Below are 25,617 nucleotides of genomic sequence, written 5' to 3'. Positions count from 1 at the left end.
GACGAACGCCCGGGCGTCAGTCGACCTTGATCCGGTCGTAGACCGGGACGCTGAAGGGGTTCAGGGCCACGTTGCTCAGGCGCTCCGAGTAGCCGGCGCTGCCGTTCTGGTACCAGAGCGGGATGGCGCCCATGTCGTCGCGCAGGACCTCCTCCGCCTTCTGGAAGAGTCCGACGGCCTTGGCGGTGTCGGTCTCGGCGTTGGCCTGGTTCACCAGCTTGTCGAACTCGGGGTCCGTGTACTTGCCGTCGTTGGAGGAGGCGTTGGTGTAGTACAGCGGCTGGAGGAAGTTCTGGATGAGCGGGTAGTCCATCTGCCAGCCGGCCCGGAAGGGGCCGTTGAGCTTCTGCGTGGTGACCTGGCCGCGGTAGTCGGCGAAGGTGCCGACGGGGTTGCCGACGCAGGCGCGGTCGTTGCCGAGGGCGCGGTTGATGGAGTTGCAGACGGCGTCCACCCACTCCTTGTGGCTGCCGGTGTCGGCGTTGTACGTGATCCGCAGGGTGCCGCCGGGGATGCCGCCGCCCTCGGCGACGAGCTTCTTCGCCTCGGCCGCGTCGTACGTGCAGAGGTCGCCGCAGACGTTCTTGTAGCCGCCGTCCGCGCCGAGGACGGGCGAGGTCCAGTCGACGGCGGGGGTGCGGGTCTGCTGGAAGATCGTCCGCGTGATCTGGTCGCGGTCGATCGCCCGTGACAGTCCCTGGCGCAGCTTCTCCTGGCCGGGCTTGTTCCAGTTCGGGTCGTAGAACGGGAAGGCGAGGGTCTGGATGATGCCGGCGGGGACGTTGATGTACCGGTCGCCGAGGTCGGCCTTGACGTTCTTGAGCTGGGCGGCGGGCACGTCGTCCACCAGGTCGAGGTTGCCGGCGATCAGGTCGGTGTAGGCGGTGTTGTTGTCGGTGTAGACCTTGAGGGTCACGCCGCCGTTCTGCGCCTTGTCGTCGCCGGGGTAGCCGTCCCACCTCTTCAGGGCCATCTGGGAGCCCTTGGTGTAGGAGTCGACGGTGTACGGGCCGTTGCCGACCGGCTTCGCGAGCCAGCCGGAACGGTCGTCGAAGAACGCCTTCGGCAGGGGCGCGAAGGCCGCGTAGCCGAGGGTGACGGGCCAGGTGGAGAACTTCTGGGTGAGCTTGACCGTGAAGGTGCGCTCGCCGGTGATCTTGAGGCCGGACAGGGTCGCGGCGGTGGGTTCGCCCTGGTCGGGGTGGACCTTGTCGTAGCCCTCGATCTGGCCGAAGAAGTAGGCGTTCTTCTGGTTGTTCTTCAGGTGGGCGCCGTAGTTCCAGGCGTCCACGAAGGACTTGGCGGTGACCTTCTCGCCGTTGGAGAAGGTCCAGCCGTCCTTGACGGTGATGGCGAAGGTGGTCGAGTCGGTGGTCTCGATCTTCTCGGCGAGCATGTCCTTGGCCTCGCCGGTCTTGGGGTCGTACTGCTTGAGCCCCCGGAAGATCATCGACAGGACCTTGCCGCCCTGGACCTCGTTGGTGTTGGCGGGCTCCAGCGGGTTCTGCGGGTCGCCCCACGAGGAGGACACGATGCCGTCGGCCCCGCTGCCGCCGCCGCTGTCGCCGCCGCCGCAGGCCGTTGCCGCGAGGGCGACCGCGGTGGCCAGAGCGGCCCACTTGGCGTGCGTGGCTCCGCGCATGAAGTGCCTCCCGTATGTCCAGATTCGCACCGAGAAACCCAATATCACCCCAGGGCCGTACGGCTGCATGTTGTCGGCGTCCATCGGTGCGACGGCGGCCGGCGCCGGCTCGGGCCGCCGCCGGGGGACGGGAAGGGCACGCGAAACGGCCGGCCCCCGGCGCCGTGGGGGCGCCGGGGGCCGGCCGTGAGGAGCGAGTGGGGGTGTCAGTGCACCGGGACGACCTGCTTCTCCTCGGCGAAGTGGCACGCCGAGGAGTGGGCGGCGGGAGTGTCCTGGCCCTGGAAACGCTCCGGAACCGCGAGGAGGGGAACCTCCTGGGCGCACTTCTCCTGCGCCTTCCAGCAGCGGGTGCGGAAACTGCAGCCCGACGGCGGGTTCGCCGGCGAGGGGACGTCACCGGTGAGGATGATCCGCTCGCGGTGCGCGCGGGCCTCCGGGTCCGGCACCGGCACCGCGGAGAGCAGCGCCTGGGTGTACGGGTGCGTCGGGTGGTCGTAGATCTCCTCGTCCGTACCGATCTCGGCCATCTTGCCGAGGTACATGACGCCCACGCGGTCCGAGATGTGCCGGACGATCGACAGGTCGTGCGCGATGAAGAGGTAGGAGAGGTTGAACTCGTCCTGGAGCTTCTCCATCAGGTTGATGACCTGCGCCTGGACGGAGACGTCCAGGGCCGAGACCGGCTCGTCGCAGATGATGATCTCCGGGTTGAGCGCGAGGCCGCGGGCGATGCCGATGCGCTGGCGCTGACCGCCGGAGAACTGGTGCGGGTAGCGGTTGATGTACTCGGGGTTCAGACCGACGACGTCGAGCAGCTCCTGCACCTTGCGGCGCCGGTCGCCCTTCGGGGCCGTCTCGGGGTGGATGTCGAAGGGCTCGCCGATGATGTCGCCGACCGTCATGCGCGGGTTGAGCGACGTGTACGGGTCCTGGAACACCATCTGGATGTTGCGGCGTACGGCCTTCAGGGCGCGCCCGGACAGCTTGGTGATGTCCTGGCCCTTGTAGAAGACCTCGCCGGCGGTGGCCCGCTCCAGGTTCATCAGGAGCTTGGCGACCGTGGACTTGCCGCAGCCGGACTCGCCCACGATGCCGAGGGTCTCGCCCTGGTAGAGGTCGAAGGAGACCCCGTCCACGGCCTTGACCGCGCCGACGTTCTTCTTGAACAGGATGCCCTGCGTCAGCGGGAAGTGCTTCTTCAGGCCGCGCACCTGGAGGATGGGCTCACCGCGCTCGACGGGGGCCTCGATGGCGGCGACCACGGCCTCTTCGTTGGCGGCGGCCACGGCCTCTTCGTTCTTGCCGGTGTCAGCCATGGATCGTCTCCTTCCAGAAGTGGCAGGCGCTCTTGCGGCCCGGGAGGTCCGCGCCGTCCTGCTCGGTGACCGGGGCCAGGGGCGGGACCTCCGTGCGGCAGATGTCCTCGGCCCTGGGGCAGCGCGGGTTGAAGGCGCACCCGGTGGGAACGCGGAGCAGGTTGGGCGGCAGGCCCTTGATCGCGTACAGCTCCTGGCCCTTCTGGTCCAGGCGCGGGATCGAGTCGAGGAGACCTCGGGTGTACGGGTGCGCGGGGCGGCCGTACAGCTCGTGCACGGGGGCCTGCTCGACGATCCGGCCCGCGTACATCACGGCGATCTTGTCCGCGACGTCGGCGACGACGCCGAGGTCGTGGGTGATCAGGATCAGACCCATGTTGTATTCGCGCTGGAGCTCCGCGAGGAGGTCCATGACCTGGGCCTGGACGGTCACGTCGAGAGCCGTGGTGGGCTCGTCGGCGATGATCAGGTCCGGCTCCAGGGCGAGCGCCATCGCGATCATGATGCGCTGGCGCATGCCGCCGGAGAACTGGTGGGGGTAGTCGCCGACCCGCGCCTTGGCGGCGGGGATCTTGACCTTGTCCATCAGCTCGATGGCCTTGACCTTGGCGTCCTTCTTGGACAGGCCCTGGTGCACCCGGAACATCTCGCCGAGCTGGTAGCCGACGCTGAGGACCGGGTTGAGGGAGGACAGCGCGTCCTGGAAGATCATGGCGATCTTCTGGCCGCGGATCTTCCGGCGCTCCTCCTCGGACATCTTCAGCATGTCCTGGCCGCGGAAGAGGATCTCGCCCTGCGGGATCCTGCCGGGCGGCATGTCCAGGATGCCCATGACGGCCTGGGCCGTGACGGACTTGCCGGAGCCGGACTCGCCGAGGACGGCGAGGGTCTCGCCGGCGTTCACCGAGTAGTTGACGCCGTTGACCGCCTTGGCCACACCGTCACGGGTGTGGAACTCGACGTGGAGGTCCTTCACTTCGAGCAGCGGACCGTTGTGGTCGCCGCCGTCGCGTGGCGCGGGGACGGCCGCGGTCTTGTCGATGATGCTCATCTTTTACGCCCTCCTCAGCGCAGCTTGGGGTCGAGGGCGTTGCGGACGGCTTCGCCGAGCATGATGAACGCCAGAACGGTGAGGCTCAGCATGATCGACGGGTACAGCAGGATGTGCTGCGCCGTACGGATCTGCTGGACACCGGCGGAGATGTCGACACCCCACGAGATGGTCGGGGCGGCGAGGCCCAGGCCCAGGTAGGACAGGGTGGCCTCGGCCGAGATGTACCCGCCGAGCGCGATGGTGGCGACGACGATCACGGGCGCCATGGCGTTGGGCAGGATGTGCCGGAAGAGGATCCGGCCGGTGCCGGCGCCGAGGGCCTTGGCGGCGTGCACGTAGTCGGCCTGCTTGACCGTGATCACGGCGCCGCGCATGACGCGGGTCATCTGCGTCCAGCCGAGGAAGGCGAGGGCGAAGACGACGACCCAGACGGTCCGCTCGACGAACGCCTGCAGGATGACCATCGCGCCGAGCAGGAAGGGGATGCCGAAGAAGACGTCGGTGACCCGGGAGAGGACCGCGTCCACCCAGCCGCCGAAGTAACCGGCGATCATGCCCATGGCGCCGCCGATCACGGTGACGATCAGGGTGACGCAGATGCCGACGATGATCGAGGCACGGGTGCCGTGGATGAGGCGGGCGTAGACGGAACGGCCCTGCCCGTCGTAGCCGAGCCAGCCGGCGGAACCGACGTCACCGAGTGACGGCTTCCCGAGGTAGTGCTTGACGAGGTCGCCCGCCGTGGGCGAGGCGCTCGTGAACATCCCCGGGAAGGCGGCGACGAGCAGCAGGAAGAAGATCAGCACCGACGACACGAGGAAGTACGGGTTGCGGCGCAGGTCCCGCCAGGCGTCGCCCCAGAGCGAACGGGGCTTCTCCCGCTTCTCCTGCGGGGCGGACACGTCCGCCGAGGGGGCGACGGCGTCCGCCGTCGCCGGGGCTGCGGTCTTGGTCACGTCAGGCATACCGGATCCTCGGGTCCAGGACCGCGTACAGCAGGTCGATGAGCAGGCTGGTGACCAGGTAGACGACCACCAGGACGGTGACGAGGCCGACGAGGGTGCTGCCCTCGCGGCGGGTGATCGACTCGGCGATCAGACCACCGACACCCTTGACGTTGAAGATGCTCTCGGTCACGACCGCGCCGCCCATCAGGGCGCCGATGTCCGTGCCGAGGAAGGTGACGACCGGGATCATCGAGTTGCGCATGAGGTGGACGCCGATGACGCGGCGCCGCGGCAGGCCCTTGGCGACGGCGGTCCGCATGTAGTCGGCCCGCAGGTTCTCCGCCATGGAGGTGCGGGTGAGCCGCGCCACATAGGCGAGGGAGAGTCCACCGAGGACGATGGCGGGGGCGATCATCTCGGATATCAGCTGGTCGTTGCTGACGTTCGGAGCGATCCAGCCGAGCTGGAAGGCGAACACCAGCTTGATGAGGAAGCCCAGCACGAAGACCGGGATCGACATGATCAGCAGGGTGAAGATCAGGACGGCGTTGTCGGCCATGCGGCCGGCCCGGAGGCCGGAGATGATGCCGAGGCCGAGACCGAAGACGAGCTCGAAGGCGAAGGCGAGGGCCGCCAGCTGGATGGTGACGGGGAACGCGTCCCCCAGCACCTCGGTCACAGGCCGGTCGTTGCGGATCTGCGTACCGAAGTCGAAGTGGAAGACGATTCCACTGATGTAGTCCCAGTACTGCTTCAGGAGCGGCTGGTCGAGACCGAGCTTGTGTCTGATCTCCGCGATGGTCGCGGGGGACGCCCCCTTGTCGCCGAACAGACCGGCCACGGGGTCGCCGGGCAGGCTGTAGACCATGAGGAAGATCAGCAGGGTTGTCCCGAAGAAGACCGGGATCATCTGGAGCAGTCGTCGTGCGACATAGCGCCCCATCATGCCTCCGTTGAGATGTGACGGCCGCAGCCGAGGGCCCTCCCGCGACGTACCGCCCGGATTCGGGCAGCACGGTGCCGTGGAAGGGCCCCCCAGCCGCTGCGTAAGGCGCCGGAACGGGACTGACGGACGGTCAGTCCCGTGACGGCGTGCGGACTACGCTCGGACGGTTACTTCTTGACCTCGACGCCGGTCAGGATCGGGTCGCCGTCCTGACCGTAAGCCACGCCCGAGACCTTCTCGGAGTAGCCCGCGTTGACCTTGTAGTACCAGAGCGGGATGGACGGCATGTAGTTGACCAGGTCCTTCTCGATGGCCTGGAACTCCTTGACCGACTGGTCGAGGGTCGGAGCGGAGTCCGCCTTGGCGATCTTCGCGTCCAGGTCCTTGTTCGAGAAGCCACCCTGGTTGCCCGCCGCACCCGTACGGAACAGGTCCGAGATGAAGTTGGCGTTCACCGGGTAGTCGAGCACCCAGCCGGAGCGGTAGAACGACTTGACCTGCTTCGTCTTGCGAGCGGTCAGGTCGGCCTGGAAGTCCGGCTTGCCGTCACCGACACAGGCGACGCCCGTGGACTGGGTGATGGAGTTGCAGACCGCGTCCACCCACTCCTTGTGGCCGCCGTCGGCGTTGAACTGGATGGAGATCTTGTTGCCGGGGACGCCGCCGCCGGCCGCGATGAGCTCCTTGGCCTTCGCCGGGTTGAACTTGGTGACGTCGCCCGCGGCGTTCTCCTGGAAGCCCAGGACGCCCTTCGCGACCCAGCCCGACGCGGGCTCACGCGTGCCCTGGAGCACCGTCTTGGTGATCGTGGCGCGGTCGATGCCCATGGAGAGGCCCTGGATGACCTTGGGGTCGATCGGCTTGGGCTTGCTCCACTGGTCGGCGTAGAACGCGACGGCCATGGTCTGGACGGCGGAGTACGCCTGGTCCACGGCGCGGTCGCCGAGGTCCTGGCGGTAGACCGGCAGGTCCTTCGGGGCCAGCTGGCGCAGGACGTCGACGTTGCCCGACTTCAGGTCCTCGTACGCGGCCTCGAGGGTGGTGTAGTTCTTGAAGACCACACCGCCGTTCTTCGCCTTGTTCGGGCCCTTGTAGCCGTCGAAGCGGACGATCTCGATCTTCTTCTTGTGGTCCCAGCTCTTGAACTTGTAGGGACCGTTGCCGACCGGCTTCTGGCCCGCGGCCTTGGGGTCCTTGTAGAAGGACTCCGAGAGCGGCGCGAAGACGATGTAGGCGAGCTTGTGCGAGAAGTACGGGACCGGCTTCGACAGCTCGATGGTGAAGGTGTTCTCGTCGACGACCTTCAGACCGTCCAGCTTGTCGGCCGTGGGCTTGGCGCCCTCCTCGGCCGGGCTGAGCTTCTCGAAGCCCTTGATGTCGGCGAACCACGAGTTCAGACCCATGGCGTTCTTGATGTTGGCGTTCCAGTTCCACGCGTCCACGTAGGACTTCGCGGTCACCGGGGTGCCGTCGTGGAAGGTCCAGCCCGGCTTGAGCTTGACGGTCCAGGTCTTCGAGTCCTGCGTGGTGACGGACTCGGCGTTGATCATCTCCAGCGAGCCGTCGGCCTTGTAGTCGACCAGGGTCGAGAACAGGCCGGCCATGACGGCGGAGCCGTTGGACTCCATCGTGTCACCGGTGTACAGCGGCTTCTCGGGCTCGCCCAGCTCCACCGAGAAGATTCCGTTCGGGTCAACAGCGCCCTTGGCGTCACTGCCGCCGTCGCTCTTCCCCCCGCCACAGGCGGTCGCAGCAAGGGCAACGATGATCGCGCCCGTTACCCACTTGGCGCTCTTGGCACCGCGCATGGGTTCCTCCTCATGAGTCCACTTTGTCACTACAAGGGGGGCACTCCAGGTTTCGCCGACACCCCTGACGGCTTCGCACCCAAGTACCCCGAGTGTGCTCGTGAGTCGGCACTCCCCACAGTGCGTGACCCATTGACCCGAGCTCAATGGAGCCAACTATTAAGTACGTCCGGGCCGTAAACCACACTTAAGTGGTCTCGGTTTGACAACATCACCATCTGTCCGGATACCGAAATCCGGACAAACTGAGCACAGACAGACACCCCCGAAACGGACCGTTAACACACGTACCGGAGAGCGATGACCGGTATCCGGACACCGGGCCTCCGAAATGAGCTTGACGGAAGACGCCGAAAAGCCCGGACCCCCACGGCTTCCGTGGGGGTCCGGGCTTCGTCACCGGCGTCGCACCGGCCGGGATCGGCGGAGGTCACGGGCTCGCGTGATCCGCCCCGCCGTCACCGGCCGCGCTCGTCCGGTCCCGTCCGTCTCCGGTACGCGGAACCGGCCCGGTTCAGGCGTTCTTGGCGCGCGAGGCCGAACGGCCGCGCTCCTTCTGGTCCAGGACGACCTTGCGGATGCGCACGGCCTCCGGGGTGACCTCCACGCACTCGTCGTCGCGGCAGAACTCCAGCGACTGCTCCAGGGAGAGCTTGCGCGGCGGCACGATCGCCTCGAAGGAGTCGGCCGAGGAGGAGCGCATGTTGGTGAGCTTCTTCTCCTTGGTGATGTTGACGTCCATGTCGTCGGAGCGGGAGTTCTCGCCGACGATCATGCCCTCGTACACCTCGGTGCCGGGCTCGACGAACAGGACGCCGCGCTCCTGGAGGTTGGTCATCGCGAAACCGGTGACCGCGCCGGCCCGGTCGGCGACCAGCGAACCGTTGTTGCGGGTCGTCAGCGTGCCGAACCAGGGCTCGTGGCCCTCGTGGATGGAGTGGGCGATGCCCGTGCCGCGGGTCTGCGTCAGGAACTCCGTACGGAAGCCGATGAGGCCGCGCGACGGGACGACGAACTCCATGCGGACCCAGCCGGAGCCGTGGTTCGACATGTTGTCCATGCGGCCCTTGCGGACGCCCATGAGCTGCGTGACCGCGCCCATGTGCTCCTCGGGGACGTCGACCGTGAGGCGCTCGACGGGCTCGTGGACCTTGCCGTCGACCTCCTTGGTGACGACCTGCGGCTTGCCGATGGTCAGCTCGAAGCCCTCGCGGCGCATCTGCTCGACCAGGATGGCGAGCGCCAGCTCGCCGCGGCCCTGGACCTCCCAGGCGTCGGGACGCTCGGTCTCCAGGACGCGGAGCGAGACGTTGCCGATGAGCTCGCGGTCCAGGCGGTCCTTCACCTGGCGGGCGGTGACCTTGCGGTCCTTGACGGCGGACTTGGCGTCCGCGCCCTTGCCGGTGCCGCCGCGGCCGACGAGCGGCGAGGTGTTGGTGCCGATGGTCATGGAGATGGCCGGCTGGTCGACCGTGATCAGCGGCAGCGCGACCGGGTTCTCCGGGTCGGCCAGGGTCTCGCCGATCATGATGTCGGGGATGCCGGCGACGGCGCAGATGTCACCGGGGCCCGCCACCTCGGCCGGCTTGCGGGTGAGCGCCTCGGTCATCATCAGCTCGGTGATGCGGACGTTGGAGATCGTGCCGTCCCGCTTGATCCACGCGACCGTCTGGCCCTTGCGCAGCTCGCCCTGCTCGACGCGGAGCAGCGCGATGCGGCCGAGGAAGTTGTCGGCGTCGAGGTTGGTGACGTGGGCCTGGAGCGGCGCGTCCTCCTCGTACGTCGGGGCCGGGACGTGCTCCAGGATGGTGGAGAAGAACGGCTCCAGGTTGTCGCTGTCGGCGGGGACGGTGCCGTCCTCCGGCTTGGTCAGCGAGGCGACGCCGTCACGGCCGCAGGCGTAGACGATCGGGAACTCGATCTGGTCCTCGTCCGCGTCCAGGTCGAGGAAGAGGTCGTAGGTCTCGTTGACGACCTCGTCGATCCGGGAGTCCGGGCGGTCCGTCTTGTTGATGCAGAGGATGACGGGCAGGCGCTGCTGGAGGGCCTTGCGCAGCACGAAGCGGGTCTGCGGGAGGGGACCCTCGGAGGCGTCCACGAGGAGGACGACCGCGTCCACCATCGACAGGCCGCGCTCGACCTCGCCGCCGAAGTCGGCGTGGCCGGGGGTGTCGATGATGTTGATCGTGATCGGGGCCCCGCCGTCCTTGGGGTGGTACTTCACCGCCGTGTTCTTGGCGAGGATCGTGATGCCCTTCTCACGCTCCAGGTCGTTCGAGTCCATCATGCGGTCGTCGAGCTGCTGGTGGGCGGCGAAGGCACCGGCCTGCTTGAGCATGGCGTCGACGATGGTCGTCTTGCCGTGGTCGACGTGGGCGACGATGGCGACGTTACGGATGTCGTGGCGCGTGGGCATGGGTGGCTTGCGCTTCTCTCAGCTCGGGGGAATCGGCGTCAGTTCCTCTTACGCCCGCCGGGCGGACGCGCCACGGCTCTGTCCATGGTACGGGGCTGCCGCGCAAGGGGCTTCCCCGACCGGAATCCGAGAGGGTTTCACGGGGGGTTTCACTGGGGGGTCCGCAGGAGCGGGAAAGGCCGTGCGACCGGGTCAAAGGGGCCGTCGCGATCGTGCCCGCCGGGGGCGCCGGCGGGCAAGGAAGTTGAGCGGATTCTGAGGTTCTGACCTGCGGTTCCAGCGCTTTCAGCGGTTTCAGCGGTTTCGTTCGGCGCCCTTGGGGGTCTCCTTCTTCCTGAAGCCGATGTCCTGGTAGCGCGGGGCGGCGAACCCCCAGGCCCCCGCGTTCACCAGGTCGGCCCTGGCGGCCACGAGCTGCGGGCGCTGGTAGAGGGGGAGGGAGCCGGCCGCGGCCCAGATCCGGGCGTCGGCCTGGCGCACGAGCTCGCGGGCCTCCTCCTCGTCGAGCGTGCCCGCCGCCTGGTCGAAGAGCTGGTCGATGCGGTCGGTGCCGACGCGGGAGTAGTTCTGCTCGACCACGAGCGAGCCGTCCGAGGCCGGCTCGGGCTTGGCGAAGATCGGCCGGGCGTCGGTCGCCGGGAAGGCGGAGGCGGGCCAGGAGTAGAGGGCGAGGTCGTAGTCGCCCGAGGCGATGTGGTCCTTGAAGAAGCTCTCGTCGGAGACCTTGGTGACCTCGGTCCGGATGCCGACCACGTCGAGCATCCGCACGACCCGGTCCCCGACCGCCCGCAGCGACTCGGAGCCCGGCCCGGACGGCAGGACGAAGCGGAGGCTGAGCGCCTTGCCGTCCTTGCCGAGGGCCTGGCCGGCTCCGGGCACGGCCACGGGAGCGGCGGTGCCGCGCGGGGCGTAGGCCCCGGCCATCCCCCGGTCGGACCCGGCGACGGGCCGGGCCCCGGCCCGCGCGGCGGAGCCCGTACCGGTGTCGAGGGCCTCGGCGCGGGCGTAGAGGGCGGCGCTCTGGCGGGCGGCGGCGGGCGCGGGGGCGAGGACGTGGGTGCCGCTCCCGGGAACGTCATCGGCGGGGACGGCGGGGACGGGGGCGGCCGGGCGGTCGCCCGGCTTGTCGTCGCCGACGATGTAGAGGCCCTCGTCGGAGGGGACGTCGCCGCTCTTCTTCCCGGCGCCGGTGGGGGTGGCGGTGACGGCGCCGGCGGCCCTGTCCCCGCCGGTCCCCTCCCCCGCGCCCCCGTCGGCCTTCTCCGCGTCCTTGCCCGCCTTCTCCGCTTCCTTGCGGGCCTTCTCCGCCGCGTCCTTCTCGGCCTCGCTGCCCGCCTTCGTGCCGGCCGGCTTCCTGGCCGCCCCGCCCGGGACCCAGCCCGCGTCGGCGAGGAGCGCCCGTGCCTCCTGGACGTCCTGGCCGCCGAGGGCGTCGCTGCCGTCCGCGTACGCCGCCTGGCCGGCGAGGGCCAGGTGGCTGCCGGGGGGTTCCGCCGGGAGACCGAGGGGCTTGAGCACGGACTCGGCCAGCTCCCGGCGGTCGATGGCCCGGGCCACCGCGCGCCGCACCCGTTCGTCGGAGAGCGGCCCGGACTCGCCGTTCAGGGAGAGCTGGGTGTAGGCGGGCTCCAGGGACTTGCGGACCACGTACTTCGCCAGGCCGTCCTGCGCGCTCGCGTACCGGGCGATCGCCTCCTGGTTCTTCGCGCGGGCCGCCCTGACCTCCGCGGCCCGCTCCTCGTCGGAGCCGTGGGCGAGGGCCCAGGACTTCAGGGCCTGGGAGGGGGTGATCGAGGAGCCGGGGCCGTGGGCGAGGGCGGCCTGCGCGCCGTTCCGTCCGGCGCGCGCGTCCCGGAGCGCGAGGGCGATCCGCTCGGCCGTGGAGCCGTCGATGTCGGCCAGGTCGAGCGCGCCGGCCGCGAGGGCGTCCGCCCGCTCGGAGCGGGGGACGGCCCTGAGGACGACGCTGTCGAGCTTGGCGGGCTGCCCCCACCAGCGGGGGTTGCGGGCGAGGGTCACGTCACCGGTCTCGCGGTCGACCGACTTCAGCAGGAACGGTCCGGCGGTGGCCTTCAGGGCGGTGCGCGCCCCGTCGTTGAAGGAGGCCGGGGACCCCATCACCTGCTTCGGGTAGAGGGGGGTGAAGAGGGACTGCCAGTCGGCGTACGGCTTGGAGAAGGTGACCCGGACCTCCAGGTCGTTCTTGCCGCGCTCGATCTTCTCGATCCGCTCGTAGCCGGAGTTCCGGGCGGTCCAGTACGCGGTGTCGCGGCCGCTCAGGGCCCGCCACTGGGCGACGAAGTCGGGCGCCCCGATCTCGCGGCCGTCGCTCCACACCGCCTGCTGGTTGAGCTTGTAGAGGACGACCTGCTTGGGCTCGACCTCGACGACCTGCGCGGACTCCAGGTAGTCGGGGTTCCGCTGCGGCCTGCCCCGCTGGTCGAGGGTGTAGAGGGCGGGGAGCACGGCCCCGGCGATGCGGGAGGTGGCGCCGTCGGCGTCGGCCTGGAAGGCGTTGAGGGTGGCGGGGGCCGCGTCGACGGCCCAGCGCAGGGTGCCGCCGTCGGCGACCCGGTCGCGGGCAGCGGGCGCGTTGTCCTGGGCGGCGGCCGGGGCCCCGCCGTCCTCGTCGTCGGAGCTGCATCCGGCGAGGACGGTGACGCCGAGGACGGCGCTGGTGAGGGCGGCGACGGTGCGGAGCGTGCGGGAGCGGGGGCTCCTGGGGCATGTCCCCCCGCGAGGGGCACCGATCTGGGACATGACTTGTACCCCTTCGTCCAGATTCATTCCATTTGGAGATGATCACACCTCCTGCTCATCCACTGAAAAGGAAGGAAGGAATCCAGCCAGGAAGGCGGGGCCGGGTGGCCGGAAAACGCCACTCGTGCGGCGGAACGGGGCGGGACGGGCGGGGGGGGTGGCCGGTCGACGGGGGCGGGGAGGGTGATCGACCGGCGAGGACGGGCGGGCGGCGGGAGGAGGGGTCGGGCACCCCGGCCGTGCGGGTCCGGCTCCCGGGTGCCGCCACCGGAGGGCGCCCGCCCGGCACCGGCTCCGGGTGGACCGCCCGATCGCGGGCCGACATACCCGGACATAACCTCACTCTTGTGACGCGAACAGCCACCCGAGCCCTCTTCGCGGTACTGGTGGCGGTGTGGTGGCTCGTCGTCCCCGCCGCGCCCGGTGCCCGCGCCGCCGGCTCCGGCGGCACGGACGGCACCTCCGCCTCCGACCTGATCCTGCCCGTGGTGCTGGCCGTCGGCGCCGGTGCCGTGGGCGCGTACACGTACGCCGAGCGGCGCCTGCGGATCCGGACCCGCACCACCCCTCGGGACGGACAGGGCTGGGGGCCGCCGAAGGGGCCCGCGCCGCCGTCCCTGGACGAGCTGGACGGACGGGCCCGCCGGGCCCTGGCCGCCACCGGCGAAGCCGTCCGCGCCGGCCGGGAGGAGCTGGGTTCCGCGTCGGCCCGGTTCGGCGAGGAGGCGGTCCGGCCGTTCGCCGAGGCCGTCGACTTCGCCGGGGAGCGGCTGACGGCCTCGTTCCGGCTGCGGCGGGGACTGGACGGCGCCTCCCCCGGGGACGACGCGACCCGCCGGGCCCTGCTGGAGGAGATCCTCCGGTGCTGCGCGGAGGCGAACGAGCGGCTCGACTCCCAGGCCGGGCCCTTCGACCGGCTGCGGGCCCCGGAACGGACCGCCGGCGCGGCCCCGGCGGACGCGCGGGAACGCGGGTCGGGCGCGGACCGCGACGGCGCGGAACCGCAGGACGGACACCCCGAAGAGCGCCGACGCGCCCGGCCCGGTCAGTGAGCCCAACCGCTCCCGGGGCGAGGCGCGCCGGGGCCGGGGGCCGCCCGGCGGCGCCCGAGGAGTGACCCGGGGCCGTACGCGCGGGGGCGCCCGTACGCGTACCGGCGGTCGCTCCGCCGGGGCGTTCAGAACATGCTGAGGAGCTGTTCCACCGTGGGCTCCCGGTCCCCCTCGCCGTCCGGCAGGGCCAGTTCGAACCAGACGGTCTTGCCGCGCGGGGTGCGGCGCGCGCCCCAGGAGGAGCTGAGCAGTCCGACGAGCTGGAGGCCCCGGCCGCCCTCGTCGGTGTCCCGGGCCCGGCGGCGGCGGGGCTGGACCAGGCCCGCGTCCCAGACCTCGCAGACCAGGGTGCGGTCGCGCAGCAGACGCAGCCGGATCTCCCCCTCGCCGTAGCGCAGCGCGTTGGTGACGAGTTCGCTGACGAGGAGTTCGACGGTGTCGACGAGCGGTTCGAGGCCCCAGGCCGCGAGCTGGGCGCGGGCGAGTTCGCGGGCCCGGCCGACCGAACGGGGCTCCCTGGGCAGCCGCCAGTCGCCGACCGCCTCGCCGGGCAGCCCCTGGACCCTCGCCATGAGAAGGGCGATGTCGTCCTCGCCGTGTCCGGTGTTCAGGCTGGTGAGGACCCGGTCGCAGACGTCCTCCAGGGGGCGGGCGGGGTCGGTGAGGACGCGCCGGAAGGCGCCGAGGCCCTCGTCCAGGGGGTGGTCGCGGGACTCGACGAGACCGTCGGTGTAGAGGGCGAGGAGGGCGCCCTCCGGCAGCTCGACCTCGACCTCCTCGAAGGGCTCGCCGCCGACCCCGAGCGGTACCCCGGGGGGCACGTCGACCAGGGCGGCCGCCTTGCCGGGCTCCACCAGGACCGGCGGCAGGTGCCCGGCGTTGGCGAAGGTGCAACGGCGGGTGACCGGGTCGTAGACGGCGTAGACGCAGGTGGCGAGGTAGACCTCGGAGAGTTCGGGGCCGCGCGACTTGTGCGCGCGGGACTGCTGGGCGCCGATCGGCGCGCCGAGGCCGCAGGCGATCTCGTCCAGGTGGGAGAGGACCTCGGCCGGTTCCAGGTCGAGCTGGGCGAGGGTCCGGACGGCGGTGCGCAGTTCGCCCATGGCGACGGCGGCCCGCAGGCCGCGGCCCATGACGTCCCCGATGACGAGCGCGGTGCGGTGGCCGGGGAGTTCGATGACGTCGAACCAGTCGCCGCCGACCTCGGTGGCGTCGGTGCCGGGGAGGTAGCGGCAGGCGATGTCGAGCCCCGCGGCCTCGGGGTCGCCGGGCGGGAGCAGGCTGCGCTGGAGGATCAGGGCCCGCTCGTGCTCGCGGCGGTAGAGGCGGGCGTTGTCGATGCAGACGGCGGCGCGGGAGGCGAGTTCGGCGGCGAGGGCCCGGTCGCGCTGGCCGAAGGGTTCGCTGCCCTTGGCGCGGGAGAACTGGACGAGGCCGATGACCGTCTCGTGGGCGGTCATCGGGACGACGAGGGTGGACTGCGCGAGATCGCCGTCGGTGCCCGGCACCGTACGGATCCGGCCCGTGCGGAGGGCCCCGGCGTACGGGGAGTTGAAGGGGTAGCGGTGGACGGACCCGACCTCGACGGGCACGGCCCCGGGCCGGCCGTCCGGCGCGTGCCCCGCGTCGCTCCGGAGGGGGGTGTCGGAGACGGCGCTGGCGAAGGCGACCCGGCGGAGTTCGGCGCTGCCGGCCCCGTGGCCGGCGTCGTGGGGGCTCCCCCACCGGCCGGGCGGTGCCTCGTCACCGGTCAGCAGGGTCTGGTAGAGGTCGACGGACGCGAGGTCGCAGAAGCCGGGCACGGCGACGTCGAGGAGTTCACGGGCGGTGGCCTCCAGGTCGAGGGAGTTGCCGATGCGGGCGCCCGCCTGGTTGAGGAGGGCCAGGTTGCGCCGGGCGCTGGCGGCTTCCCTGGCCGCGTTGTGGCGGCGGGTGATGTCGATGCCGAGGCCCGCGACGCCGATCGGGCGGCCGGATCCGCTGTGCACCCGGTAGAGGTTGACGGACCAGTGGCGGCGGTCCCTGGCGCCGGGGGCGGCGCCGACGACGCGCAGGTCGGTGACGGATTCGCCGGTCTCCAGGACCCGCCGGAGGGCGGCGGTCATCCGTTCGGCCTCGGACCGGCCGAGGTAGTCGCGGACGGTACGGCCCCGGTGGTCGTCGGCCTCGCCGCCGAAGACGGTGGCGAAGCGCCGGTTGGCCCGCTGCACGGTGAGATCGGTGCCGAAGAGGAGGAAACCGAAGGGGGACTGGCCGAATATCGCCTGGGAGGCGGCGAGGTCGGTCTCGATGCGGCGGAGGGCGCGCACGTCGACGACGACGCACAGCGCGGCCCGCTCCCCGGTCCGGGTCTCGCTCGGCATGACGTACACCTCGGCCATGCCGTGGGGCTCTTCCTCACCGGGCGCCCGGAAGGGGACGAGGCCCGTCCACTCCTCGCCGTCGAGGATCTCCTTGACCTGCTGGTAACCGCGTTCATGCAGGTCGGCGGGGATGAACGCCTCCACGGGGTCCTTGCCCACGGCCTCTTCCGCGGTGACCCCGAAGAGTTCCGCGGCCCTCCTGCTCCACTGCTCGACCCGTCCGTCCGGACCGATCGAGAAGGAGGCCACGCGGATGTGGTCGTAGAGAGAGCCGGGCGTGCCGCTCTGCCACACGACGCCGCCCGCCGTCCCAGGTATTTCGCTCACGCGACCGTCCCCTCCAGCTCACCGCACCGGACCGGCCGTCCCCGCGGTGTGCGATGCGGCGAGTCCCGGTGGCGCGACGTCCACGATCACAGGATGGTCCCGGTGGTCCCGCTCCGAGTACCGGTGATCGTCGTCCCACCCTCTTTACTCACCAGGGAGAGCCAGCTCGAACCATACGGTTTTGCCGGTCGTCCCCTTGCGGGTACCCCAGCGGCGCGCGGTGCACGCCACGAGGCCGAGGCCCCGTCCCCCCTCGTCGTCGGGTCCCGGGGCCCGGGTGGTCGGCGGTTCCGGAAGCGGATCGGAGACTTCCACGAGGAGCGCCGGTGCGCGCGTCGCGTCGGTGCCGCCCGGGGGGAGCCGGGCCAGCCGGACCCCGATGGGACCGGAGGCGTACCGCAGGGAGTTGGTCACCAGCTCGCTGACCAGCAGGACGGTCACGTCGCCGAGGACGGCGTCGAGTTCCCAGGCCCGCAGGGTTTCGCGCACCGCGTGGCGGGCCGTGCGCACGGCGTCCGCCTCCGCCGGGAAGTTCCACTCGGCCCGATGGCCGTCGGTGCCGATCACACCCGATCACTTCCCCAGCCGTACGGCAGCGGAGGGCCCACGTCCTCTTGCGAGGGATCAATGGGTACATACCCACCATTCAGCGCACGTTATCCCCTCGGGGGGCGGCTGCGGGCGCACAGTGGCACGAACGGCGTAGGGGTTCGGTTCCGTGCTCCTCGGGAGGGCACGGCCGGGAGCCTCAGCGCGGCTTCCGCGACGGCGGGACGGTCCTGATCGAGCCAGTCGACCGAGTCCACCTCGGACCGGGCGAGCCAGCGCAGTTCGTCGTGGTCCTCCAAGGGGCGCGGCTCGCCGGAGAGCAGGCGGGCGGTCCACACGCGCAGCACGTACCCGGGCTTCAGCGGCCACTCGCCGGGGATGCGCTCCCCCGGTTCGGCCTCCACGCCCAGCTCCTCCCGGAGCTCCCGGACCAGGGCCTCCTCCGGGGACTCGCCCGGTTCGACCTTGCCGCCGGGCAGTTCCCAGCGGCCGGCCAGGTCGGCGGGGGCGCTGCGCCGCGCGGCGAGCAGACGTCCCCGGTCGTACAGGGCGCCCGCGACGACGACCACGACCCCGGCGTCCCGGTCGGGACCGGGGGCGCGGCGGGACTCGTGGGGCGCGGCGGGGCCGGTGGCGCGTTCCGTCATGGACGCGAGCGTAGCCGGGTGCGGACGGCGTCCCACGGGGCCCGGGGACCGCCGCGCTCAGAGGGCGGGGCTGCCGACGCGCTCGATGCAGTAGAGCCGCTGGTGGCCGCGGTCGTCGAGGCTGTCCGCGACCTTCTGCGCCTCGTCCCGGGTCGCGTACCGCCCCACCCGGTAACGGTTGCCGTTCTCGTCCTGCCGTATGACGTGCCAGGGGAGGACAGGGCCGCTGTCGGTCATCAGGCTTCTCCCTCCGCCGCTCCGGGCGTCGCCGAGGATCTCCGGGAAACCGCGATCCGCATATGCCGAAGCTTACGCCTGACCTTCACACAGCGGATATGAGTTTTCACGAAGAGGCACGAATCGGCCGGTTACTGACGGAGGGAGGCCGAAGCCGTGCCCCGGGGCGGCTGCGGGACGGCGGGCGAGGACGGAAGGAGGGGGTGCGACCGTCCGGCGCGGGCGGAGGGAACGGGGGCGTCACGGGCCTGCGCGGACGGAGAAAGCGGGGCGTGGCGGTCCGGCGCCCGCTCGGGCGACGGGGAAACCCGCCCCTCTCACCACTCCACCGCCCCTTTCACGTCACGACACGTCACACCACATCACGTCGCGTCGCATCGCGTCGCATCGCGCCACGTCGCTTCACTTCACTTCACTTCACTTCACCGGCAAGTGGTACGCGATTCGGTAGCGGTCGGCCGGGACCACGACGTCCGCCGTCTCGACGGCGCGCCCCGACGCGTAGTAGGTCCGCTCCACGACCATCACCACGTGGCCCGGGACCCCGCCGAGCGCCAGGAGCTCCTCCGCGAGGCCCGGCCGGGCGCCGACCTCCTCCACCACGTTGTCCACGACGACGTCGATGGCGGCCATCCGCTCGACGACGCCGCAGCCGCCCAGGGGGCCCTCCTCCGGCAGCATGACCGGGGTCCGGCCGGTGACGGCCAGGGGCTCCCACGAGGTGGAGACCATCATGGGCTCGCCGCCGTCCCGGTACACGTACCGCGTGCGCATCACCCGCTCCCCCCGCTCGATGCCGAGCCGCTCGGCCACCTCGGCGCTCGCGGGCTCCTGCTCGCTGCTCGACTCCCAGGTGCCCCGGGCCCCTTCGGCCGCCTGCTCCTGGCGGAAGGGGCTGGCGCCGGTGGCGGGACGGTAACCGGAGCGGGCGATCCGGCGCGGCACCGGGCGCTCCCGCACGTACGTCCCCGAGCCCGAGCGGCCCTCCACGAGCCCCTCGGCCATCAGCACCTTGCGGGCCTCCAGTGCGACGGTGTCCGACACCCCGTACTCCTCGCGGATGCGTGCCTGCGAGGGAAGGCGGGTATGAGGCGGAAGCGAGCCGTTGGCGATCTTCTCCCTCAGATCGCTCGCCACGCGCAGGTAGGCGGGCTGCTCACCGAACGTCACTGGACACTCCCCTCAGGTTGACTGTCAGCTACAGACTGACAACCGAGGGTCGCGAACCGCAAGCATGGGCCAGAGTTTCACTCGAAGTGATGAAGCTGGGCGGTCGCCCCGGTCCGACGGCCTGCCGCCGGGCCGGACGCACGACGCGGAGGGGGCGGCCGCCCGCCGGCGGCCGCCCCCTCGGGGCTCATGCCCCGCGCCTCCGGCGCGGAGCGGGATCGGTCCGGGTCAGAACTGCAGTCCCCAGGAGTCGATCCTTCCGGTGTCGTAGGTCGCGTTGTCCGTGACCCGCAGCTTCCACGTGCCGTTGGCGACCTCCGAGGAGGCGTCCACGGTGTACGTGGTGTTGATGTTGTCCGCGCTGCCGCCGGTGCCGAACGCCTTCAGCGTGTACGCCGAACCGTCGGGGGCGACGAGCTGGACCTGGAGGTCACCGATGTAGGTGTGGACGATGTTCACCGGCACCTTGAGGGCGGCTGGGGCGTTGCCGGTGACGCCGGTGACGGTGATCGGGGACTCGACGGTCGCCCGGTCCGGGACGGCGTAGTCCGTGGTGTTCTCGAAGTTCTTGCCGGTGGGCGGCGGGGTGGTGCCGCCGTCACCGACGTACAGGAGCTTGTTCGGGGAGCCGGAGCCCGGGTTGGTCACGACGTTCGGGGTGGCCGCGGCCGCCAGGGCCGCCGAGACCTGGGCCGGGGTCGCCGTCGGGTTGGCGGCGAGGTACAGCGCGGCGGCACCGGCGACGTGGGGGGACGCCATGGACGTGCCGGAGATGGTGTTGGTGGCGGAGTCGCCGGAGTTCCAGGCCGAGGTGATGGAGGAGCCCGGGGCGAAGAGGTCCAGTATCGAACCGTAGTTGGAGTAGCTCGCCCGGGCGTCGGAGCTGGTGGTGGCGCCGACCGTGATGGCCTCCGCGACCCGTGCCGGCGAGTAGTTGGAGGCGTTGGCGCCGTCGTTGCCCGCCGCGACCGCGTAGGTGATCCCGGAGGCGATGGAGGTGCGGACGGCCTCGTCGAGGACGCTGTCCACGCCGCCGCCGAGGCTCATGTTGGCGACGGCCGGCTTGACGGCGTTCTTCGTCACCCAGTCGATGCCCGCGACGACCTGCTCGGTCGTGCCGGAACCGGAGTTGTCGAGGACGCGGACGCCGACGACCTTCGCCTTCTTGGCGACGCCGTAGGAGCTGCCCGCGACGGTGCCCGCGACGTGGGTGCCGTGGCCGTGGCCGTCCTGGGCGACGTTGTCGTTGTCGATGGCGTCGTAGCCGTTGGCGGCGCGCCCGCCGAAGTCGCCGTGGCTGATGCGCACGCCGGTGTCGATGACGTACGCGGTGACGCCCTGCCCCCCGGCGTCCGGGTAGGTGTAGTTCTGGTTGAGCGGAAGGGCCTTCTGGTCGATCCGGTCGAGGCCCCAGGACGGCGGGGAGGGTTGCGTGGCGTCGATCGTGAAGACCCGGTTCTGGACGACGGACTTCACGGCCGGGTCGGCCGCGAGCTTCCTCGCCTGCGCCTCGGAGAGCTGCACGGAGTAGCCGTTGACCGCCGAGGTGTACGTCCGCTTGATCTTCGCGCCGAACCTGGCGGCGACCGCGCGGCCCGCGGCCGTCTCGGCCGGTGCCGACTCGTCGAGGGTGACGATGTAGCTGCCGGGGACGGTGCCCTCGGCCCCGGCGTTCTCGATGACGCCTTCCGGGGCGGCCGGGGCGGCGGTGGCGGGCAGGGCGGAGAGGGAGCCGAGGGCGAGGGCGGCGACGGCGATGGCCGAGGCGGTGGCGATTCTGCGACGCGAGTCACGCATCACTGACATGCGAGGGGTCCTCCTCATCGGGGCGCGCTTCCGTGGCGGCGCGCTTCTGTGGGGGGTTGTCGTGGGGGGTGTGCCTGTGTGGGGGGTTGTGGGGGGTGGCTTTCCGTGGGGGGTGCGTCGCCGCGGGAGCGTGCCGTCGCGGCGATTACGGCATGGACATGACAAGAGAACATGAGGCGTACACGCCGTTTCGCATGTCCGGCCGTCGAGCGAAAGATTGGCCGATCCACAGGAATCGCACAAGGGTGCCCGGCTTCCCGCAACACGCGTGCCACACGGCCGCCGTCCCGGCCCCGGCTCCGCCCGCGTGCGCCCTCCGCCGCCGGGCCGGCCCGCCCGCGACCGCGCTCACCTGGGGCTGTCCGAAGCACCGGGGCCTCCCCGGGCCCCGGCCGCGCGGAGGCACCGGTCGCCCTCCCGCCCCTCGCGCCACGGAGGAATTCATCGTGCCGACACGAGGGGGGAGTTGCCCCCGCCGCCGAGCACCGTGCGCCGCCGGGGCGGGCGACGCGCCCCCCGGCGGCACCGGGAAACAGGTCCGCGCCGCCCAGGGGGTCCTGGCACGGCGCGGTCTCTTCGGGGGGCGGGAGGGGACGGGCGGCGACGGTCCTGCGCGCCCCACCGTGGCACCGCCGTACGGAACGGGAGCGGACAGGACGGGACGAAACGGGAGTGGACAGGGCGGGACGAGGACGCGGGGCCCCTGCTCCGGGGCCCCGTCCCGCACCGGTCAGAACTCGTCGGCGCCGTTGCGCAGCTCGTGCGTCCAGTAGCCCGTCTTCGCGGCGGCCTCGTCGACCGCGAGGCCGCCGGCCGGGGCCTTGACGACGATGCTGCCCTCGGCCGGGCCGTCGGCGGCGAAGAGGTTCACGTTGAACTCCGTCACGACCTTGTTGTCCTCGTGGACACCGCCGAGGGCGACGCGCACGTTGGCGTACGCGGGCTGGCCGGCCTTCAGGACGACCGGGGCGGCCGGCTTGCTCTTCGCGACGGCCGGGATGTCCTTGGCCGTCTGGATCGGGCCGAAGGCGAGCAGCGGGTACTTCAGGAGGGTGCAGGTGCGGCCGGAGGTGTTGGTGGCCGTGAGGACGATGTGCTCGGTCGGGACCTCGTCCGCCTTCGCCGCCGTGACCCTGATGTCGCCGCGGGCGCAGGCCGGGGCCTTGGTGGAGGACGTGCCGCCGCCGGTGGAACCGGTCGAGGCGGTGGTGGTCTTGCCCCCGCCCGTGGAACCGCCGGTCGTGGAGCCCCCGCCCGTGGAGCCGCCGGTCGTGGAGCCACCGGCCGAGCCGCCGGCGGAACCGGCGTCCGGGGTGGCGGTCTGGCCGGCGGTGGTCCCGGCGGTCGCGGCCGACGGCTGGGCGGCGGCGTTGGCGCTGCCCGCGTCCTTGGCCCCGGTGTCGGAGCCCCCGCAGGCGGTCAGGCCCAGCGAGAGGGCGGTGATGGCGGCGGCGGCCAGGACGGTGTTCTTGCGGTGGTTGCGCATGGTGGTTCTCCCCCGTAAACGCGGTCGGACGGCGGGCGCTCGGTACTCGCGCGCCGGGGCACCCTTCCGGTGCCTTCGCACCGGTTCGTCGTTCGGTGCTGTATCCAGCTTTCCGCGTCGTACTGCCGTCCCGCTTACGCGCCGCTAACGATCCGCTGACAAGCGCGAGAGACGGGCGGCCGCCCGCGCCGAGCCCTCGGTGAAACCGGCCGCGTCGGACGCCGCGATGGCGCGTTCCAGCTGGTCGGCGGCCTCTTCGAGGCGCCCGATCCCGGCCAGCGCCTCGCCCCGGACGATCTGGAGGTTGGCCCGTACGACGACCGCGTCGGGTGCGGCGAGCTCCTCCGCGCGGAGGGCGTGGGCGAGCGCCGCCTCGTACTCCTCCGCCTTCAGGCAGTGGGCCGCCAGGTGCTGGAGTGTCAGCACCTGGGTGGAGGGGTGGCCGGTGCGGTCGGCGAGGGAGACCGCGTGCAGCATGAGCAGCCCGGCCCGCTCGTGCTCGCCGGTCGCGTCCAGGACGGCGGCGTGGTTGACGTAGGCGATCGCCTCGCTGATCGCGTCGCCCGCCCGGGCGGCCAGGCCGGGGGCCTTCTCCAGGTGGACGAGCGCCTCGGCGTTCCGGCCCTCCGCGTGCAGCACCCAGCCGAGCAGCGCCCGGGCCCGGGACTGCGCGTCGACGTCGCCCACCTGCTCGGCGGAGGCGAGCCCGGCCTCCAGGACCGGCGTCCAGCCGTCCCCGATCCGCGAGAGCATCAGCGGCCACTGCACCAGGGCGAGCCGCCAGGCCCGGTCGTGCAGTCCGAGGGCCGCCGCGGCGGTGACCGCGCCCTCCAGCGCGGCGCGCTCCGCCGCGTACCACTCCAGGGCCGCCGTACGGTCCTCGAACTCCCGGACCCCGGCGGGCCGCCGGGCGTCGGCGGGCAGCGCGTAGCAGGGCTGGGAGCCCGGCTCCGCGGCGGCGTCGGCCGCCAGGCCCGTGTAGAGGTAGTGGTCGAGGAGGCGGATCAGCCCCTCGGGGTCGGCCTGCGGGGCGAGGTGGCGGGCGTAGAGGCGCACCAGGTCGTGCGGGGTCCAGCGGCCGGGAACGGACTCGGTGAGCAGGTGCGCGGCCGCGAGCCGGTCCAGGTCGGCGGACGCCTGGACCGGCGAGGTCCCGGCGAGCGCGCCCGCCGCGAACCGGTCCAGGTCGGCCCCGGTGTGCAGGCCGATCGCGCGGAACATGCGGGCGGCGGAGTCGGGCAGTTGCTGCACGGTGAGGCGCAGCGCGGCGGAGACGCCCCGGTCCTCCACGTCGAGCAGGCTCAACCTGCTCTGCTCGTCGGCGAGTTCGCCGACCATCGCGCCCAGGGTCCAGGCCGGGCGCTCGGCGAGCCGGGCCGCCGTCACCCGCAGCGCGAGCGGCAGCCCGTCGCAGAGCCCGGCGAGCCGCGCGGCGGCGGCGGGCTCGGCGGCGATCCGGTCCGCGCCGAGGACGGTGGCGAGCAGGGCGGCGCCGTCGGCCTCCGGCAGGTGGCCGAGCGGCATCGGGCGGGCGGCGTCGGAGGCGATGAGGCCGCCGAGCCGGTCGCGGCTGGTGACGAGCGTCGCGCAGTGGTCGCCGCCGGGCAGCAGCGGCCGGACCTGCTCGGAGGAGCGCGCGTTGTCGAGGACGACGAGCAGCCTGCGCTCGGCGGTCAGGGAGCGGAACAGCGCGCCGCGCGCCTCGACGCCCTCCGGCATCCGCTGCGGCGGGACGCCGAGCGCGAGCAGGAAGTCGCGCAGGACGGCGGCGGTCTCGGGCGCGGGGGTCTCGCTGAACCCCTTCAGGTCGGCGAAGAGCCGCCCGTCCGGGAAGTCCGCGCGCCGCTCGTACGCCCAGTGGACCGCGAAGGAGGTCTTGCCGACGCCGGCGGGGCCGGTGACGAGGCAGACCGGCCCGTCCCCGCCGCGCACCGCCCGGTCGAGGGCGGCCAGCTCGGCGCCGCGTCCGGTGAAGCCGCGCGGCGCCCGCGGCAGGCCCTCCGGCGCCGGGACCCGGACGGCCGCGACGGGACGCGGCGCGGTGGCGGGCTCGGCGGAGCGGAGCAGGGTGGCGTACGCCGCGCAGAGCGCCTCACCGGGATCGACGCCCAGCTCCTCGGCGAGCAGCCGGCGGGTCCTGTGGTACCAGTCGATGGCGTCCGACTGGCGTCCGGAACGGCCGAGGGCCAGCATCAGGGCGGCCGCCAGGGACTCCCGCAGGGGGTGGGCGACGGCCTCGGTACGGAGCACCGCGGCGGCCCTGGCGTGCTCGCCGAGCTGCCCGTACGCCTGCGCCAGCGCCTCCACGGAGGCGAGCCGCAGCTCTTCCAGCCCGCTGGCGGCCGCTTCCAGGGTGCGGCTGTGGACGGTGCCGGTGAGCGCCGGGCCCTGCCAGTACGACAGCGCCTCCCGCAGCATCCGCACCGCGTCGGCGGGCTGCCGCTGCACCCCGGCGAGCCCCACCAGCTCCTCGAACCGGTGCACGTCCACCAGCGACTCCGGCATCCGCAGCACGTACGCCGAACCCTGGGTGGCCAGCTCGACCCCGTACGCCTCGGCCCCGTGCTCGGCGAGCAGGGCCCGCAGCCGCGAGACGTGCCCCTGGAGGACGGTCTTGGCGTGGACGGGCGGCTCCTCCTCCCACAGGGCGTCGATCAACTGGCCGACGTTCACGGCGCTGTTGGGCCGCAGGAGGAGCATGGCGAGGAGACTGGACCGCTTGGCGGGTCCCAGGGCTACCTCCCCGTCCTCCGTCACCATCGCGACGGAGCCGAGCAGCCGGAACTCCACCTTGCGTACCTCCGCTGTCACTCTCCCCGTTTTCCCCGGCAGTCGAGGATACGTGGGGGACGGGGGCCGATCGCACGGAGCGGGGCCCTCCGGGAGCAAGGTGACCGAAACCACGACGCGGGGGCGCCGGGGGCGGGGCCTCCTCGCGGGCGGTACCGCGGGGCGTGCGGTCCTCGGTGCCTTCGGGAGGGGGGCCGTCGGCGTCCGCCGGAGAAGGAGTGGAGGGGAGTGGAGGGGAGTGGAGGGGAGTGGAGGGGAGCGGAGGGGAGCGGAGGGGAGCGGAGGGAATCGGAGGGGA

At 72.0% G+C, this 25,617-nt stretch carries 17 protein-coding genes; 1 reads left to right on the top strand and 16 read right to left on the bottom strand.

Annotated elements, in window-relative coordinates:
- Nucleotides 1-16 precede the first annotated feature (16 nt).
- The 8 genes from ACZ6AQ_RS14275 to ACZ6AQ_RS14240 form a co-directional block, all read right to left on the bottom strand.
- A complete protein-coding gene (locus ACZ6AQ_RS14275; RefSeq protein ID WP_468760058.1) occupies nt 17-1,642 on the bottom strand; it encodes a peptide ABC transporter substrate-binding protein in 1,626 nt (541 codons plus the stop codon).
- Between the two features lie 206 nt (nt 1,643-1,848).
- Nucleotides 1,849-2,961: an ABC transporter ATP-binding protein gene (locus ACZ6AQ_RS14270; protein ID WP_468760056.1), complete on the bottom strand. Its 1,113-nt coding sequence runs from the start codon at nt 2,959-2,961 to the stop codon at nt 1,849-1,851.
- Nucleotides 2,954-4,012 (bottom strand): ABC transporter ATP-binding protein, encoded by a 1,059-nt coding sequence (locus ACZ6AQ_RS14265; RefSeq protein ID WP_388693480.1) that lies wholly within the window; start codon nt 4,010-4,012, stop codon nt 2,954-2,956. Before ACZ6AQ_RS14265 ends, ACZ6AQ_RS14270 begins: the two co-directional genes overlap by 8 nt.
- Before the next feature lie 14 nt (nt 4,013-4,026).
- Nucleotides 4,027-4,980, bottom strand: a complete 954-nt coding sequence (locus ACZ6AQ_RS14260) for an ABC transporter permease (protein ID WP_468760054.1) — start codon at nt 4,978-4,980, stop codon at nt 4,027-4,029.
- Complete coding sequence (locus ACZ6AQ_RS14255; protein WP_468760232.1) at nt 4,973-5,905, bottom strand: ABC transporter permease; 933 nt, start codon at nt 5,903-5,905, stop codon at nt 4,973-4,975. The genes ACZ6AQ_RS14260 and ACZ6AQ_RS14255 overlap by 8 nt, the downstream gene beginning before the upstream one ends.
- A gap of 170 nt (nt 5,906-6,075) precedes the next feature.
- On the bottom strand, nt 6,076-7,716 hold the full coding sequence (locus ACZ6AQ_RS14250; protein WP_388693476.1) for a peptide ABC transporter substrate-binding protein: 1,641 nt from the start codon (nt 7,714-7,716) through the stop codon (nt 6,076-6,078).
- A gap of 514 nt (nt 7,717-8,230) precedes the next feature.
- Nucleotides 8,231-10,132 carry a translational GTPase TypA gene (typA, locus tag ACZ6AQ_RS14245; protein WP_468760052.1) on the bottom strand — a complete coding sequence of 634 codons (1,902 nt, stop codon included), beginning with the start codon at nt 10,130-10,132 and terminating at the stop codon, nt 8,231-8,233.
- A gap of 294 nt (nt 10,133-10,426) precedes the next feature.
- Entirely contained in the window at nt 10,427-12,892 is a 2,466-nt protein-coding gene (locus ACZ6AQ_RS14240) for an ABC transporter family substrate-binding protein (RefSeq protein ID WP_468760050.1), read from the bottom strand.
- Nucleotides 12,893-13,239: 347 nt separating this feature from the next.
- On the opposite strand from ACZ6AQ_RS14240, the gene ACZ6AQ_RS14235 reads away from it, so the two are divergent.
- A complete protein-coding gene (locus ACZ6AQ_RS14235) occupies nt 13,240-13,944 on the top strand; it encodes a hypothetical protein (RefSeq protein WP_468760048.1) in 705 nt (234 codons plus the stop codon).
- Nucleotides 13,945-14,069: 125 nt separating this feature from the next.
- Here ACZ6AQ_RS14235 and ACZ6AQ_RS14230 read toward each other — a convergent pair whose 3' ends face one another.
- The 8 genes from ACZ6AQ_RS14230 to ACZ6AQ_RS14195 form a co-directional block, all read right to left on the bottom strand.
- Nucleotides 14,070-16,634, bottom strand: coding sequence for a SpoIIE family protein phosphatase (locus tag ACZ6AQ_RS14230; protein WP_468760046.1), 2,565 nt, complete (start codon nt 16,632-16,634; stop codon nt 14,070-14,072).
- Nucleotides 16,635-16,778: 144 nt separating this feature from the next.
- Entirely contained in the window at nt 16,779-17,201 is a 423-nt protein-coding gene (locus ACZ6AQ_RS14225; RefSeq protein ID WP_468760044.1) for an ATP-binding protein, read from the bottom strand.
- Nucleotides 17,202-17,290: 89 nt separating this feature from the next.
- Nucleotides 17,291-17,830, bottom strand: coding sequence for a (deoxy)nucleoside triphosphate pyrophosphohydrolase (locus tag ACZ6AQ_RS14220; RefSeq protein ID WP_468760043.1), 540 nt, complete (start codon nt 17,828-17,830; stop codon nt 17,291-17,293).
- A 57-nt stretch (nt 17,831-17,887) separates the two neighbouring features.
- The gene (locus ACZ6AQ_RS14215) at nt 17,888-18,067 is read right to left on the bottom strand and encodes an SPOR domain-containing protein (protein WP_388693464.1); all 180 of its coding nucleotides are present in this window, start codon (nt 18,065-18,067) and stop codon (nt 17,888-17,890) included.
- Between the two features lie 417 nt (nt 18,068-18,484).
- Nucleotides 18,485-19,237 carry a GntR family transcriptional regulator gene (locus ACZ6AQ_RS14210; protein WP_468760041.1) on the bottom strand — a complete coding sequence of 251 codons (753 nt, stop codon included), beginning with the start codon at nt 19,235-19,237 and terminating at the stop codon, nt 18,485-18,487.
- 228 nt (nt 19,238-19,465) lie between these two features.
- The gene (locus ACZ6AQ_RS14205; RefSeq protein WP_388693460.1) at nt 19,466-21,043 is read right to left on the bottom strand and encodes a S8 family peptidase; all 1,578 of its coding nucleotides are present in this window, start codon (nt 21,041-21,043) and stop codon (nt 19,466-19,468) included.
- Between the two features lie 730 nt (nt 21,044-21,773).
- Nucleotides 21,774-22,529 (bottom strand): DUF4232 domain-containing protein, encoded by a 756-nt coding sequence (locus ACZ6AQ_RS14200; RefSeq protein WP_468760039.1) that lies wholly within the window; start codon nt 22,527-22,529, stop codon nt 21,774-21,776.
- 144 nt (nt 22,530-22,673) lie between these two features.
- Entirely contained in the window at nt 22,674-25,319 is a 2,646-nt protein-coding gene (locus ACZ6AQ_RS14195; RefSeq protein ID WP_468760231.1) for an AfsR/SARP family transcriptional regulator, read from the bottom strand.
- Between the last annotated feature and the right edge of the window lie 298 nt (nt 25,320-25,617).

It is taken from the genome of Streptomyces sp. NPDC041191 (genome assembly GCF_055591945.1).
The sequence above is the reverse complement of the archived record's forward strand: the minus strand, read 5'-3'. Positions and strand labels throughout refer to the sequence as shown.